Raw genomic sequence first — 14,366 nt, 5'->3', positions numbered from 1 at the left:
TTCGGCAACCATCCGCTCATCGGGTGGCCGGTCGGCGAATAGCCGTTCGTCTGGTGGGCGGACGAGCTCGTTCATGCGGGCCTCCTGCCGAGAGTGTCGGGCATGCCGCCGGCCTGGCGTGCGTCACCGGTGATCTGGCCGGTCGTATGGCCGGTGGAACCGAGGCTGCCGGGCGGAGCTGTGGCGCCCGGGGTAAGCGCTTCGTCCTTCAGCGTCGGGTCGTTCGGGTCGACCGCCGCGACCGGGCGCGGCCGGATGACCAGCCGGTCGGGCAGGCGCATGTCGATCGCCGCCAGCGGCCGGATCAGCAGCTGCTGGCTCGACTGCAGCTGCGCCAGACGGTGCAGCGCGGCGGCCTCCTCGCCTTCGGGCAGCAGCACGTCGCAGCCGTTGCGCAGGGTCAGGTTCCAGCGGCGCAGTCCGACGCGGACCGCGGCGACCACGTGCGCATGCACCAGCGGCTCGGCGTCGAGGGCGGTGATCAGCGTCTCGGCCGCCTGGGGCGCGCCGGCGCCGACTACCAGCGGAAGCTGTGCGAAAGCCTCCGCATCCTTGCCGTTCATGCCCTGGTCCGCGACCATCTGGCCCTTGCGGTCGATCAGCACGAAGCGGCCCTGGTTCTGCCAGACCGCGAACGGGCGCCGCTCGGTCAGCTGCACGACGATGGTGCCGGGCAGGCGGCGCTCCACCGTGGCGTGCTCGACGAAGGTCAGGCTGTCGATCCGCTTGCGGGCTTCCTCGACCGAGAAGCCGAGAATGTCGTCGCCGACCTGCGCGCCCAGGGCGGCCATCAGCATCGGCTCGGGGGTCATGTCGCGGCCGATCACCGTGATGGTGGTGATGTGCAGCGCCACCTTGTGGCCGAACTCGGCCCGCAGCGGCGCAAAGGTTTCCTCGCTGCGCATCAGGTGGGTCAGGTGGATGCCGCCGCCGATGCCGACGCCGGCCAGCACCATCACCAGGATCGGCCGCACCAGCCGGCGCTGGCGGCGTGCGAAGATGCCGAAGCGCGAGGGCCGGTCCATCAGGCTGCCGCCGGCGGGGGGTGGGGTGGGCTTCACGCGCGGCATGCGACGTTCTCCACCATCCAGGCGCACATCTCGGCATACGAGATGCCGCAATAGGCGGCCTGCTCGGGCAGCAGCGAGGTCGGCGTCAGGCCGGGCTGGGTGTTCACCTCGAGCAGCACCAGCCGGCCGGGCGCGGCACGACCGTGAAGCGTGTCGTCGTAGCGGAAGTCGGCACGGGAGGCGCCGCGGCAGCCGAGCGCCTGGTGGGCAACCAGCGCCAGCCGCATCGCCTCGGCGAACGCATCCGGGTGGATGTCGGCCGGCAGCACATGCTCCGAGCCACCGGCCGAGTATTTGGCCTCGTAGTCGTAGAAGCCGTCGCTAGCCGAGGAATTGGGCGTGATGTCGGTGACGGTGAGCGCGCGGTCGCCCATCACGCCGACGGTGATCTCGCGGCCGGGAATGAACTCCTCGACCAGGGCGGTCGGGCCGTAGTGCCAGGTGGCCACGATCTCGCCGCGGCGGTTCGAGCCGGCGCGGACGATCGAGACGCCGACCGACGAGCCCTCGTTCAGCGGCTTGATGACGTAGGGCAACGGCAGCGGGTCGGCGTCGGCGAACCGGTCGATGGCGATCACCGTGCCGCGTGCGATCGGCAGGCCGGCACTGGCGAACACTGCCCGCGCCGCTTCCTTGTCCATCGCCACGGCGGAGGCGCGTATGCCGGAGTGGGTGTAGGGGATGCCCATCCAGTCGAGCACGCCCTGGATCGCGCCGTCCTCGCCGAACGGCCCGTGCAGCGCATTGAACACCACGCCGGGACGGTCGCGGGTCAGAGTGTCGACCAGCGCGGACAGGTCGGCGCCGGCATCGATCGCGCGGGCGTCGTAGCCGGCCTCGATCAGGGCCGCGAGCACGCCGCGCCCGGAGCTGAGACTCACCTCCCGCTCGTTCGAGAAGCCACCCATGAGCACGGCGACGGTCGGCTTGACGTGGCTCATGCCGCACCGCCGAGGGTCGCGAGGTGACCTGGCACGCCGAGGCGCCTGATTTCCCAGTGCAGGTCGATGCCCGAGCTGTCGGCGACGCGGCGGCGGACTTCCTCGCCCAGCGCCTCGATGTCGGCGGCGCTGGCGGCACCGGTGTTGAGCAGGAAGTTGCAGTGCTTCTCGCTGACCTGGGCGCCGCCGATCTCGAGGCCGCGGCAGCCGGCCTCGTCGATCAGCTGCCACGCCTTCAGCGGCGTCGTCGCCGGGTCGGGATTGCGGAAGGTGGAGCCTCCGGTGCGGGCGCGGGTCGGCTGCGACGCCTCGCGGGCGGCGCGGATCTCGACGATGCGGGCGCGCGGGATGGCCGGATCGCCCGGCTCGCCACGCAGCCGCACCCGGACCACCACCGCACCCTCGGGCAGGCTGGACCGGCGATAGCCGAAGCCGAGCGCCTCGACCGGCAGCCGCAGGAACTCGCCGGAGCGGTTCACGATCTCGGCCCAGTCGAGCACGTCGGTGATTTCCGCACCGTAGGCGCCCGCATTCATCGCCACGGCGCCGCCGATCGAGCCGGGGATCCCGGCCAGGAACTCGAGCCCGCGCAACCCGGCGCCGGCGGCATGCTCGGCCACCGTCATGTCGAGGCAGGCACCGCCGCAGACGATGCCGTCCGCCTCGACCACGATCCCGGAGAAGCCGCGGGCCAGCCGGATCACCACGCCGGGCAGGCCGCCATCGCGGATGATCAGGTTAGAGGCCTTGCCGAGGGTGACGACCGGCAACTCCGGCGGCAGCGCGCCGAGGAAGCTCGACAAATCGTCCGCATCCGCCGGACGCAGCAGCACTTCCGCCGGACCGCCGACACCGAACCAGGTCTGCGGCCCCAGGGCAGCATTCGCCTCCAGCCGTCCGCGTACCGGCGGCATCAGTCCGGCGATGCCGGTGGTCGGGATCGGGTTGGCGGCTGCCATCATGCGGCATGGCCTCCGCGGGCACGCTGCAGCTCGGTCAGTTGGGCGGGCAGTGCCTGCGCCCAGGCGGTGATGTTGCCGGCACCCAGGCAGATGACGAAGTCGCCGCTGCGGGCGATCGCATGCACCATCTCGGCCAGGTGCTCGGGCCCGGGCAGCGGCACCACGCTGCGATGGCCGCTGGCGCGCAGCCCGTCGACCAGGCTGTCGCGGTCGAACCCCTCGATCGGCGCCTCTCCGGCCGCATACACGTCGGCGATGATGACGGTGCCCGCATCGTTCATGCAGGTGCAGAACTCGGGGAACAGCGACTGCAGGCGCGAGTAGCGGTGCGGCTGCACGATCGCCACCACGTCGCGGGCGCCGGCCTGGCGTGCGGCCTTGAGCACCGCGGCGATCTCGACCGGGTGATGGCCGTAATCGTCGACGACGGTGATGCCGCCCGCCTCGCCGGTGCGGGTGAAGCGGCGCTTCACGCCGCGGAAGTCGGCCAGCGCGCTGCGGATGGTGCCCTCGTCGATCTCCATCTCGACCGCCACGGCAATCGCGGCGAGCGCGTTCTGCACGTTGTGGCTGCCCAGCATCGGCAGGCGGAACGGACCCATCTTGCGGCTGCGATTGCGGGCCCGGTCGGTGACCATGACCTCGAAGGTGGCGCCGCGCTTGTCGGCGACCATGCGCTCGGCACGCACGTCGGCCTGCGGCGAGAAGCCGTAGGTGATGACCCGATGATCCGACAGGCGCGGGATCATCTGCTGTACGTTCGGGTGGTCCACGCACAGCACCGCGAAGCCGTAGAACGGGATGTTGCCGACGAACTGGTCGTAGGCGGCCATCATCGCCTCGCCGGTGCCCCAATGGTCGAGATGTTCGGGGTCCATGTTGGTGACCACGGCGATCACGGCAGGGAGGCGCAGGAACGAGCCATCGCTCTCGTCCGCCTCGACCACCATCCAGTCGCCTTCGCCCATGCGGGTATTGGAGCCGTAGGCCTCGATGATGCCGCCGTTGATCACGGTCGGGTCGAGCTTGGCGGCATCGAGCACGGCGGCGACCAGGCTGGTGGTGGTGGTCTTGCCGTGGGTGCCGCCGATCGCGATCGACCAGCGCAGCCGCATCAGCTCGGCCAGCATTTCGGCGCGACGCACCACCGGGATCAGCCGGGCGCGGGCGGATACCACTTCGGGATTGTCGCGCTTCACCGCGGTGGAGGTCACCACCACGCGGGCATCGCCGAGATTGGCGCTCTCGTGCCCGATCATCACCTTGATGCCGGTGGCGCGCAGGCGCTGCACGTTGGCACTCTCGGCGATGTCGCTGCCCTGGACCAGGTAGCCGAGCGTATGCAGCACCTGGGCGATGCCGGACATGCCGATGCCGCCGATCCCCACGAAGTGGATGGTGCCGATGGAAAGGGGAAGGGCTCTCATGAGGTCGAGTCCATAGCGTGCATCTCCCGTTGCGAGCGGGCGGGGATGTCCCGCTGCAAGTGGGCGGGGATGACGCCTTCGGCAGCCGGGCGCAAGCGGGTGGAAGCGGTTGCGGCCACCGTCGATTCCACCAGATCGGCCAGCCGCCGGGCGGCGTCGTGGCGGGCCAGCCCGGCAGAAGCTGTCGCGGCGGCGGCAAGCCGAGCCGGGTCGCCGAGCAGGCCGGCGAGCAGCAGTCCGAGGGCGGCCGGGGTGAAGTCCGGCTGGCGCAGCATCCAGCCGCCGCCGGCCTCGATCAGCGATGCGGCGTTGGCGCCCTGCTCGTCGGATGCGGCGATCGGCAACGGCACCATGATCGAGGGACGGCCGACCATCGTGAGTTCTGCGACCGACGACCCGCCGGCGCGGCCGATCACCAGGTGGCTGTCGGCCAGCCGCTTGGCCACGGCGTCGAAGAACGGAGCCACCTCGGCGCAGATGCCTGCGGCTGCGTAGGCGGCGCGGACACGCTCGACATCCTCGGCGCGTGCCTGCTGCGTCACCGACAGCCGCAACCGGAGCAGCTCGGGAAGGGCGGCCAGCGTCTGCGGCACGATGTCGCTGAACACGCGGGCGCCGAGCGAACCGCCCCAGACCAGCAGGCGCAACTCGCCGCCGGCCGACGGATACGGGCTGTTCGCGGCGGCGGCGATCTCGGCCCGCACCGGCATACCGGTCAGCACGGTGTTCGCGCCGGACGGGAGCCGGGCAACCAGGGGAAAGCTGGTGGCGATGGCGTCGGCGAAGCGGGCGAGCTGCGCGTTCGCCTGGCCAAGCACGGCATTGCCTTCGTGCAGGATGATCACCGGCCGGCGGCTGCCGAGCAGGCGGGCGCCCAGCAGCGGCGGCACCGACGGATATCCGCCGAATCCGACCACGGCGGCGGGCCGCAACCGCGCCAGCATCGAGCGGGCAGACATCGTGCCGCGCCCGAGTGCCACGCCAGCCCCCAGCTTGCGACCGATGCCGTGCCCGGCGATCCCGGACCCGGCCAGCACGTGCTGTTCGGTGTTGGCAAACACGCCCTGGGTGCGACGTCCCGCGCGGCCATCGGTCATCAGCACGAGCGCATGGCCACGCGCCGCAAGCTCGGTCGCCAGCGCCTCGGCCGGGAAGAAGTGCCCGCCGGTACCGCCGGCGGCGATGACGATCGGAGCGGTCATGCGGCCACGCTCCGGCGCGAGGCGGTCGAACGACGGTCGGATGCAGGACGGCCCAGCTCCTGGGCGCGGCCACGCGGGCGTCTGCGGGTCAGGGCGAGCAGCATGCCGATGGTGAGCGCCACCGACATCGCCGACGAGCCGCCATAGGAGATGAATGGCAGCGTCATGCCCTTGGTCGGGATCAGGTGCAGGCTGGACGCCATGTTCACGAAAGCCTGCAGGCCGAAGCCGGTGACCAGGCCGGTGCTGGCCAGGACGATGAACGGGTCGTCCTCGGCCAGCAGCTTCAGCAGGGTGCGGATCACGATGAAGCAGAAGATACCGATGATGAACAGGCACACCAGCAATCCGAATTCCTCGCCGGCGACTGCGAACACGAAGTCGGCGTGGGCATCCGGCAGCATGTCCTTCACGCGGCCCTCGCCCGGGCCGCGACCCAGCAGGCCGCCATTGCCGAACGCCTGCATCGCGGTGTCGATCTGGTAGTGGTCGCCCTGGCCCGGATGCAGGAACCGCATCACCCGGCTGCGCACGTGGGTGAACATCACGAAGGCGGCGGCGAAGGCGGCGATCATGCTGCCTATGCCGCATCCGACCAGGAACAGGTTCAGCCCGCCGATGAACAGCTGCGCCATGAACACGCAGGTGATCACCGAGAGCATGCCGATGTCCGGCTGCGACTTCAGCAGCATCAGGATCGCGATGAACACTCCGAACGCCAGCAGCATGCCGGGGAAGCCACGGCTGCGCTTGCCTTCGGCCAGCAGCCAGGCGGTGACCACGGCGAAGCAGGGCTTCAGGAACTCGGACGGCTGCACCGACATCATCGGCAGCGCAATCCAGCGGCGGGCGCCCTTGATCTCGATGCCGTGCACCAGCGTGAGTGCGGTCAGCGCCAGCGCAACCAGGCAACCGGCCAGCGCCACACGACGCACGCCTTTCGGCGACAGCATCGAGCTGGTCACCACGATCAGGCCGGCGATCGCGAGGAAGACCACCTGCTTGAGGATGAACATGTCGCGCGACGCGCCGATGCGGGCCGCGACCGACGGGCTGGCGGCCAGCATCAGTACGTAGCCGAAACCGATCAGCAGCCCGACGCAGCCGAGCGTCCAGCGATCCACCGTCCACCACCAGCGGCCGATGATCGAGTTGTCGGAGCGTGCGGATTGCGACATCAGCGTGCTTCCCCGAGATCTCGGGCAAGCTCGGCGAAACGCTGGCCGCGCGCCTCGAAGCTGGCGAACTGGTCGAAGCTGGCGCAGGCCGGAGACAGCAGCACCACCGGAGCGGAGAGCGACCGGGCGGCATGCAGCGCCTGCGGCACGGCGGCCTCCAGTGTCTCGACGATCCGGTGCGATACCAGGTGGCGGGTGAGGGTTTCGGCCAGCACGGGTGCGTCGCGGCCGATCAGCAGGGCCAGCTCGACGCGCGGGAACAACGCCGCCAGCGCGTCGATGCCGCCCGACTTGGCGATGCCGCCGGCGATCCAGACCAGCCGGTCGTAGCAGCCGAGCGCGCGGGAGGCGGCATCGGCATTGGTGGCTTTGCTGTCGTCGATGAAGTCGATGCCGCCGATGCTGGCGACCCGCTGCTGGCGGTGCGGCAGCCCCGGGAAGCTGGCGAGGCCGGCCTCGATGGCGGCGTCGCTCATCCCGAGATGACGCGCGATGGCGGCGGCGGCGAGGGCGTTCTGCGCGTTGTGCGCGCCCGGCAGGGCAATGGCACCGTCCAGCGCAGCAGCGAGCGCGCCGGGCCTGTGGCCGGAGACGGTCAACAGCTGGGCGACGGTGCCGCGTGCCGCGATCGCGCGGCTGGCGGCATCGTCGAAACCGATCACCGCAAGGTCCGCCGGGGTCTGGCGGGCGAAGATCTCGAGCTTGGCGCGGGTATAGCCGTCCATGCCGTCATGCCGGTCGAGATGGTCGGGCGACAGGTTGAGCAGGCAGGCGGCGTCGAAGCGCAGCGTGTCGATCCGCTCCAGCATGTAGCTGGACATCTCCAGCACGTAGACGCCGTCGTCGCCGAGCAGCGGCAAGGCCAGCGAGGCAGGGCCCAGATTGCCGCCAGCCGCGTTCGGGATGCCGGCCGTGGTCAGCAGATGCGCCACCAGGGCGGTGGTGGTGGACTTGCCGTTGGTGCCGGTGATGCCGACGAAGCGGGCGCGGCTGCCGGCAGCCCGCACCGCCTCGAACAGCAGGTCGGCGTCGGACAGGATCGTGATGCCGAGCTCGCGCGCCATCAGCGCGACGGGGTGCGGCGCCGGCAGGTGGTGCGGGATGCCGGGGGACAGCACCAGCGCGTCGAAGCCGGCCATGCTGTTGAAATCGGCCAGCGTCAGGCCTTGCATGGTGCCGAGCGCCAGCCGTCCGGCCTCGTTGTCGTCCCAGGCCTGCACCGTCGCACCCATGGCGACGAGTGCGCGCACCACGGGCAGGCCGTTGCGGCCGAGGCCGAGCACGGCGTAGCGGCGGCCGGAGAACAGGGTATCGGGGAAGCCGGTGCTCATCGGATCTTCAGCGTGGCCAGGCCGGCAAGGCCGAGCACCATCGAAACGATCCAGAAGCGGATCACGATTTTCGGCTCCTGCCAGCCCATTTTTTCGAAATGATGGTGCAGCGGCGCCATCAGGAACACGCGCTTGCCGGTGCGCTTGTACCAGAACACCTGGATGATCACCGACAGCGTCTCGACCACGAACAGTCCGCCGACGATGCACAGCACGATCTCATGCTTGACCGCGACCGAGACCGCGCCGAGCGCGCCGCCGAGGGCCAGGCTGCCGGTATCGCCCATGAACACTGCGGCCGGCGGCGCGTTGAACCAGAGGAAGCCGAGGCCCGCACCGATCAGCGCCGCCAGGAATACCCCGAGTTCGCCGGTCCCGGGAACCGGATGCAACTGCAGGTAGTCGGCAAAGATACGGTTGCCGACCAGATACGAAATCAGCGCGAACACCACGGCTGCGATGATCACCGGCACGATCGCCAGGCCATCGAGTCCGTCGGTGAAGTTCACCGCATTGCCGAAACCGGTGATCACCAGCATTGCGAAGATCGGGAACGCATACGACAGCGGCAGCACGGCTTCCTTCACGAACGGGAAGGTCAGCGTGTTGGCGATCGACGCCGGCATCAGGCTTTCGATCCAGTAGCCGGCGATCAGCGACGCGCCGAATTCGCAGCCGAGGCGCATGCGCTTGGACACGCCCTTGGTGTTGCGGCGCGACAGCTTGAGATAGTCGTCGGCGAAGCCGACCGCGCCGAACGAAGCGGTCGCGAACATCACCGCCCAGACGAAGCCGTTGGACAAGTCTGCCCACAGCAGCGTGGAGACGAACCATGCGGTCAGGATCAGTACGCCACCCATGGTGGGGGTGCCGGCCTTCTCGATCAGGTGGCGCTCGGGACCGAGCGTGCGGATCGGCTGGCCGTCGCGCTGGATCTTGCGCAGCCTGGCGATGAAACGCGGGCCCATTGCCAAGCTGAGCACGAACGCGGTCAGGCAAGCGGCGCCCGACCGGAAGGTGATGTACCGGAACAGGTTGAACAGCGCGAAGTGCTCGGCGAATGGATGGGCGAGGTTATAGAGCATCAGGCTGCTTGATCAGTATCGAGTGAGGTCGTGCCGGGCGTGGCGACCAGGGCGGACACCACGTCGCGCATGCGGCTGCCGTAGCTGCCCTTGACCAGCACGACGTCGCCGGCGCGCAGTCCGGCCGCGACGATCGGCGCCAGCGAGCGCGCATCGGCGGCATGGGCGCCCTGGATCTCCGCAGGCAGGCCGTCGAAGAGAAATTTCGTCATGTCGCCTGCGCAATAAACGATGTCTGCCGATTCGCGCACGCTTTTACTGAGATTTTCATGCTCCGCCCGTGCGAAAGCGCCAAGTTCGAGCATGTCGCCGAGCACCGCCACACGACGCGTTGCCGGCAGCAGCCCGAGCACCGACAAGGCCGCACGCATCGAGGCACCCGAGGCATTGTAACTCTCGTCCAGCAAAGATGCAGTTCCTTGCAGCAACGGACGCAATGCGCCGCGGCCCTCGCCCGGAACGAATCCGGCTAGTGCATTCGCGGCCAGCGCGATATCCTCGCCCAAGGCCCAGACGACAGCGAGGCAGGCGACGGCGTTCATCGCCATGTGGCGCCCGGGTGCCGCCAGCCGGAACGGGTGCCGGCGTCCGCCGTTCAACAGGCTGGCGCGGGATCCATCGGCTGCCAGAACCAGATCCTCGATCCGGGCCTCGGCGCCGGCGGTGGTACCAAACCGGCTGATCCGGGCACCGGCCTGCGTCGCCGCGCCGGCAAGCCGGTCGACATGCGCCGCATCGTCCGGATAGATCGCGGTGCCGCCCGGCGACAGGGCGGCGAAAACGGAGGCCTTCTCGGTCGCGATCGCGGCCAGGCTGCCCATGTGCCCGATGTGGCTGGCCGCGACGGTGGTGATTACCGCGACGTCCGGACGTACGAGATTCGCCAGCGGGGCGATCTCGCCCGGGTGGTTCATGCCGATCTCGCTGACGCAGAATGCGGCGTGCTCGGGCAGCCGCGCCAACGTCAGCGGTACGCCCCAATGGTTGTTGTAGGACGCCGCCGACGCATGCGTCTCGCCGATCGCCGACAGTGCGGTTCGCAGCATTTCCTTGGTCGTCGTCTTGCCGACGCTGCCGGTGACCGCGACCACGCGGCCCCTGAAGCGGGCGCGACCGGCGCGGCCGAGTGCATGCAGCGCCCGGAACGTGTCCGCCACATGCAGCAGACGCGGATCGTCGCGCAGGCTTTCGGGCAGGTGCTCGCTCGGGTGGACCAGAGCCGCCGCAGCGCCGTTGCGAAGAGCCGTCGCGACATGCACGTGCCCGTCGCCACTCTCGCTGACCAGGGCCACGAACAGGTCGCCGGGAGCGAGCGTGCGGGTATCGATCGAGACGCCGGTGATCGAGGCGGGGGCCGGGCCGCCGAACTGCCCGTCCACCGCCAGCGCCAGCGCCTGTCCGGTCCATAGGGCGTTCATGCGGCACCTTCCGGCGCGATACCGGCAAGCCGGCGCGCGGTCGCGACATCGTCGAACGGATGCACCTCGCCGCCGATCGTCTGGCCCTGCTCATGGCCCTTGCCGGCGACAACCAGCACGTCGCCGGGCCGCAATGCGTCGAGGCCGGCGGCGATCGCCTTCGCCCGGTCGCCGATCTCGAGCGCGTCCGGGCATGCCGTCATGATTTCGGCGCGGATCGCCGCCGGGGTCTCGCTGCGCGGATTATCGTCGGTGACGATGACCAGGTCGGCGAGACGGGCTGCCGCCGCTCCCATCAGCGGACGCTTGCCGCGGTCGCGATCGCCACCGGCGCCGAACACGATCACCAGCCGGCCGCCGGCCTGTTCCGCGTGCGGACGCAGCGAGGCCAGCAGCCGCTCCAGCGCATCCGGGGTGTGTGCGTAATCGACATAGGCGGCAGCGCCGTTCGACAGGCTGGCCGCCAGTTCCATGCGCCCGCGCACGCCGACCAGACGATCGAGGCGGGCTAGAACCGACGGCAGTGCCGCGTCGTCGGTCTCGGCAAGGGCGGCGGCAAGCAGCACGTTGTCGGCCTGGAACCGGCCGGGCAGGGCGAGCCTGATGTCGTGGCGGCGGCCGTCCGCCTCTATCTCGAGCATCTGTCCGTCCGCCAGCGGCACCGCGCGATGCAGCGTGATGGTCTCGCCGAGCATGCCGACCGAACGCAGCGTCAGCCCGCGCACGAGGGCGATGCCGCGCAGATGGGCCAGCGTCTCCGGGTCCATGTCGGCGTTGGCGACGGCAAGGCCGCCTTCCGGCAGCAGATCCGAGAACAGCCGCAGCTTGGCGTCGCGATAGGCATCCAGCGTGCCGTGATAGTCGAGATGGTCGCGGGTGAGGTTGCTGAAGCCGGCGGCGGCGAGCCGGACGCCATCGAGCCGGAACTGGTCCAGGCCATGCGAACTGGCCTCGATCGCCGCTGCCCGCACGCCGGCATCGGCCATCGCACCCAGCAGGTTGGCCAGATCGATACTGTCGGGCGTGGTCAGGGCCGGGCCGGCATCCGGCAGCGCCATCCCGGCGATTACCCCAAGGGTGCCGAGGCTGGCGGCCGGCAGTCCGCCGAGCGTCCAGATCTGGCGCAGGAAGTCGACCGTGCTGGTCTTGCCGTTGGTGCCGGTGACGGCGACCATCCGGTCCGGCTGGCGGGCAGCGAACGCGGCAGCCAGCCGGGCCAGCACATGGCGCGGCAGCGGGGCGGTGATCAGCGGGCGAGCCGCGACGTTGTCCGGCCAGTCGGTGCCCTCCGGGGCCAGGATCGCGACGGCGCCGCGCGAGACGGCCTCGGCGATGTAACGGCGTCCATCGATGGCGGCACCGGGGAGGGCGGCGAACAGGAAGCCCGGCTGGACCTGTCGGCTGTCGATGGCAACCCCGGTCACCGGCAAATCGGCGGCGCCGGCGGGCAAGCCGACGATATTGCGCGCAAGGGTGCCGAGCGTCCGCGTCGGCGGGGCGCCGGGACCAGCATCGCGGACGAGAGCGGCACTCATCCGGAAGGCCTGACGTAGCTGACCTGCCGGCGCAGCGCTGGCGCCAGCGGGACCGGCGGCGCCAGCGGTGTAACGTGGCCGAGTGCGCTACGGCCCTCGGCCTCGCGCTCGCCCTGCGGCGATACCGGGTGGGTGCCGGCGACGGGATGCAGCATGTGCGGCGCCACCACCGGAACCCCGGTATGCGCGGCGGCGGCCTTGGCGGCCTCCTTTTCGTGCTGCTTGAGCTGGGCCTGGACCCGGGGGTCGCCCGGGTCGTTGCCGGGGCCAAGTGCGCGGTATCCAGTGCCGACTGCCGGCGACATCGGGATCGAGAGCGATGCCTCGATCGCGTCGACATTGGTAGTGACCGGGAACATGCCCAGCATGGGCGCGATGCGGGAGACGATCTTCTGCCAGGTCGGAACCGCGTTCCAGCCGGAGGTGTACCAGCCGTGCGTCTCGGGTATCGCGATCGGGCTGTCGAGCATGACGTACACCGCGTAATGCGGGTCGTTGAGCGGAAGGATACCGGTGAAAGCGGTTACGTTGACGTGCTTGAGGTAGCCGCCATTCGCACCGACCTTTTCCGCGGTACCGGTCTTGCCACCGACGAAGTAGCCCGGGATATCGGCGCGCTTTCCGGTACGCTCGTTGTCCGGTCCCGCAACGACCATGCGCAGGATGCGGCGCAGCAGGGACGAATTCGCCTCCGACAGCAAGCGCTCGCCCTGCGGCACGATCTTCGGTTCCGGCGCAGCGGCCGGGTCGCCTCCCACCTGATCGTTGACCTGCTGGAGAAGCGGCTGCAGGGACGTCGCGCCCGCGGTGTCAGCCGGCTGCGTCTCCGTCCGGGCAATCAGCGTCGGCTTGATCAGGATACCGCCATTGGCGGTTGCGGCCGTGCCGCGCACGATTGCCAGCGGCGCCACCGCGACGCCGTGCCCGAACGCCACCGTCATCACGGTCGACAATCCCCAGTTGCTCAGGCGGGGCACCAACGGACGTGCCGCCTCGGGCAACTCGACCGGAACGCGATCAAAGAAGCCCATGTTGCGCAGCCAGTCCTGCTGGCGCTTGGCGCCGGCATCGAGCGCCATGTGCGCGGCGGCAGGGTTCGAGGACAGCGCCAGCGCTTCCGGCATCGCCAGCCACGGTGCGAAATGGTCGGTCTTCATGTCGCTGATGGTGAAGCGGCCGACATGGATGGGGGCGGTCGAGAATTTGTCCCAGACATGAGCCACGTTATCCTGCAGCACCATTGCGGCGGTCTGCAGCTTGAAGGTCGAACCCGGCTCGTACAGGCCGGTGACCGCACGGTTGAAGCGCTGATCGTCGAGCGCCTTGTTGAAAAGATTGGCGTCGTAGTCAGGCAGGCTGACCATCGCGATGATCTCGCCGGTGCGGACGTCCATCACGATCGCGCAGGCGCCGATCGCGTGGAACTTGTCCTTGGCAGCCTGCAGTTCGTCACGCACCACACCCTGGACGCGCACGTCCAGGGACAGTCTGAGCGGTGTATGTTCCGAGCTCAGCCGCTTGTCGAAAAAGCGCTCCACGCCCGCGACACCGTGATCGTCGACATCGACCGCGCCCATGACCTGGGCGGCGGTCCGCCCGAGCGGATAATGACGCTTCTCGCCAGGCTCGAAATATACTCCGGGAATCCCGAGATCGTTGATTGCCAGTTCCTGGTCCGGCGGAATGTCGCGGGCGATGTAGACGAACTGTTTCTTCGACGAGAGGCGGCGGATGGTATCGTCGAGATCGAGCGTGGTCAGCACGGTCTTGAGCTTCGCCGCCGCGCCGGCCGGGTCGATCAATTCGAGCGGGTTCGCGAACACCGCAGCCAGCGGCAGCGATATTGCGAGGATCTGGCCGTTGCGGTCGGTGATGGTGGCGCGGTGGACATGCGGCAGCCCGGTATCGTCGGCGAACATGCTGTGCGGATCGGTGTTGATGACCGGGATCTGCGGCACCTGCGACGCGATCTGGCGCTTGGCCGGCGCCATCGGGAACAGCACCGTTGCGGCGGCGAGCTTCAACGACACCGCGCCGAACAGGCAGGCGAAACCGACCGACGCCACCAGCAGCCGGACCCGCATCTTTTCCAGCGACGCGCGCTGCGCCAGGTCACGGCCGGTGACGCTGACCACGGTCTCGCGGCCGAGCAACGGATCGGGTCCCTGCTGCGGGTCCTCTGGACCGGGCCGGTCGCTGTTGTTGCCGCTCATCCGG

At 69.7% G+C, this 14,366-nt stretch carries 11 protein-coding genes; all 11 read right to left on the bottom strand.

Translation table 11 applies throughout. The annotated features are described in order from the left end of the window. Positions 1–71: 71 nt before the first annotated feature. From HN018_RS14080 to HN018_RS14030, 11 genes are read right to left on the bottom strand one after another with little or no spacing between them, the layout of a single operon-like run. Positions 72–1,070, bottom strand: a complete 999-nt coding sequence (locus HN018_RS14080; RefSeq protein WP_239478668.1) for a cell division protein FtsQ/DivIB — start codon at positions 1,068–1,070, stop codon at positions 72–74. Continuing rightward, positions 1,058–2,011 carry a D-alanine--D-alanine ligase gene (locus tag HN018_RS14075; protein WP_171833451.1) on the bottom strand — a complete coding sequence of 318 codons (954 nt, stop codon included), beginning with the start codon at positions 2,009–2,011 and terminating at the stop codon, positions 1,058–1,060. Before HN018_RS14075 ends, HN018_RS14080 begins: the two co-directional genes overlap by 13 nt. Further along, entirely contained in the window at positions 2,008–2,970 is a 963-nt protein-coding gene (gene murB, locus HN018_RS14070; RefSeq protein WP_408886804.1) for a UDP-N-acetylmuramate dehydrogenase, read from the bottom strand. Before murB ends, HN018_RS14075 begins: the two co-directional genes overlap by 4 nt. Next, a complete protein-coding gene (murC, locus tag HN018_RS14065) occupies positions 2,970–4,400 on the bottom strand; it encodes a UDP-N-acetylmuramate--L-alanine ligase (RefSeq protein WP_171833453.1) in 1,431 nt (476 codons plus the stop codon). The genes murB and murC overlap by 1 nt, the downstream gene beginning before the upstream one ends. Continuing rightward, the gene (gene murG / locus HN018_RS14060) at positions 4,397–5,602 is read right to left on the bottom strand and encodes an undecaprenyldiphospho-muramoylpentapeptide beta-N-acetylglucosaminyltransferase (RefSeq protein WP_171833454.1); all 1,206 of its coding nucleotides are present in this window, start codon (positions 5,600–5,602) and stop codon (positions 4,397–4,399) included. The genes murC and murG overlap by 4 nt, the downstream gene beginning before the upstream one ends. Beyond that, positions 5,599–6,780 carry an FtsW/RodA/SpoVE family cell cycle protein gene (locus tag HN018_RS14055; protein WP_171833455.1) on the bottom strand — a complete coding sequence of 394 codons (1,182 nt, stop codon included), beginning with the start codon at positions 6,778–6,780 and terminating at the stop codon, positions 5,599–5,601. The genes murG and HN018_RS14055 overlap by 4 nt, the downstream gene beginning before the upstream one ends. Further along, entirely contained in the window at positions 6,780–8,111 is a 1,332-nt protein-coding gene (gene murD, locus HN018_RS14050; RefSeq protein ID WP_171833456.1) for a UDP-N-acetylmuramoyl-L-alanine--D-glutamate ligase, read from the bottom strand. The genes HN018_RS14055 and murD overlap by 1 nt, the downstream gene beginning before the upstream one ends. After that, entirely contained in the window at positions 8,108–9,196 is a 1,089-nt protein-coding gene (gene mraY / locus HN018_RS14045) for a phospho-N-acetylmuramoyl-pentapeptide-transferase (protein WP_171833457.1), read from the bottom strand. The genes murD and mraY overlap by 4 nt, the downstream gene beginning before the upstream one ends. After that, the gene (locus HN018_RS14040) at positions 9,196–10,614 is read right to left on the bottom strand and encodes a UDP-N-acetylmuramoyl-tripeptide--D-alanyl-D-alanine ligase (protein ID WP_171833458.1); all 1,419 of its coding nucleotides are present in this window, start codon (positions 10,612–10,614) and stop codon (positions 9,196–9,198) included. Before HN018_RS14040 ends, mraY begins: the two co-directional genes overlap by 1 nt. Continuing rightward, positions 10,611–12,149 (bottom strand): UDP-N-acetylmuramoyl-L-alanyl-D-glutamate--2,6-diaminopimelate ligase, encoded by a 1,539-nt coding sequence (locus HN018_RS14035; RefSeq protein ID WP_171833459.1) that lies wholly within the window; start codon positions 12,147–12,149, stop codon positions 10,611–10,613. Before HN018_RS14035 ends, HN018_RS14040 begins: the two co-directional genes overlap by 4 nt. Then, complete coding sequence (locus HN018_RS14030) at positions 12,146–14,362, bottom strand: peptidoglycan D,D-transpeptidase FtsI family protein (RefSeq protein WP_171833460.1); 2,217 nt, start codon at positions 14,360–14,362, stop codon at positions 12,146–12,148. The genes HN018_RS14035 and HN018_RS14030 overlap by 4 nt, the downstream gene beginning before the upstream one ends. Between the last annotated feature and the right edge of the window lie 4 nt (positions 14,363–14,366).

This window comes from Lichenicola cladoniae (assembly GCF_013201075.1).
In the GTDB taxonomy this organism is placed as follows: Bacteria; Pseudomonadota; Alphaproteobacteria; order Acetobacterales; family Acetobacteraceae; genus Lichenicola; species Lichenicola cladoniae.
This window is presented reverse-complemented; position numbering and strand designations above follow the sequence as displayed.

What these genes read in the sequence shown, in the direction of transcription:
- murD (WP_171833456.1), bottom strand. Translation starts at nt 8,111, where the DNA reads ATGAGCACCGGCTTCCCCGATACCCTGTTCTCCGGCCGCCGCTACGCC.
- murC (WP_171833453.1), bottom strand. Translation starts at nt 4,400, where the DNA reads ATGAGAGCCCTTCCCCTTTCCATCGGCACCATCCACTTCGTGGGGATC.
- HN018_RS14080 (WP_239478668.1), bottom strand. Translation starts at nt 1,070, where the DNA reads ATGCCGCGCGTGAAGCCCACCCCACCCCCCGCCGGCGGCAGCCTGATG.
- HN018_RS14035 (WP_171833459.1), bottom strand. Translation starts at nt 12,149, where the DNA reads ATGAGTGCCGCTCTCGTCCGCGATGCTGGTCCCGGCGCCCCGCCGACG.
- HN018_RS14040 (WP_171833458.1), bottom strand. Translation starts at nt 10,614, where the DNA reads ATGAACGCCCTATGGACCGGACAGGCGCTGGCGCTGGCGGTGGACGGG.
- murG (WP_171833454.1), bottom strand. Translation starts at nt 5,602, where the DNA reads ATGACCGCTCCGATCGTCATCGCCGCCGGCGGTACCGGCGGGCACTTC.
- HN018_RS14055 (WP_171833455.1), bottom strand. Translation starts at nt 6,780, where the DNA reads ATGTCGCAATCCGCACGCTCCGACAACTCGATCATCGGCCGCTGGTGG.
- murB (WP_408886804.1), bottom strand. Translation starts at nt 2,970, where the DNA reads ATGGCAGCCGCCAACCCGATCCCGACCACCGGCATCGCCGGACTGATG.
- mraY (WP_171833457.1), bottom strand. Translation starts at nt 9,196, where the DNA reads ATGCTCTATAACCTCGCCCATCCATTCGCCGAGCACTTCGCGCTGTTC.
- HN018_RS14030 (WP_171833460.1), bottom strand. Translation starts at nt 14,362, where the DNA reads ATGAGCGGCAACAACAGCGACCGGCCCGGTCCAGAGGACCCGCAGCAG.
- HN018_RS14075 (WP_171833451.1), bottom strand. Translation starts at nt 2,011, where the DNA reads ATGAGCCACGTCAAGCCGACCGTCGCCGTGCTCATGGGTGGCTTCTCG.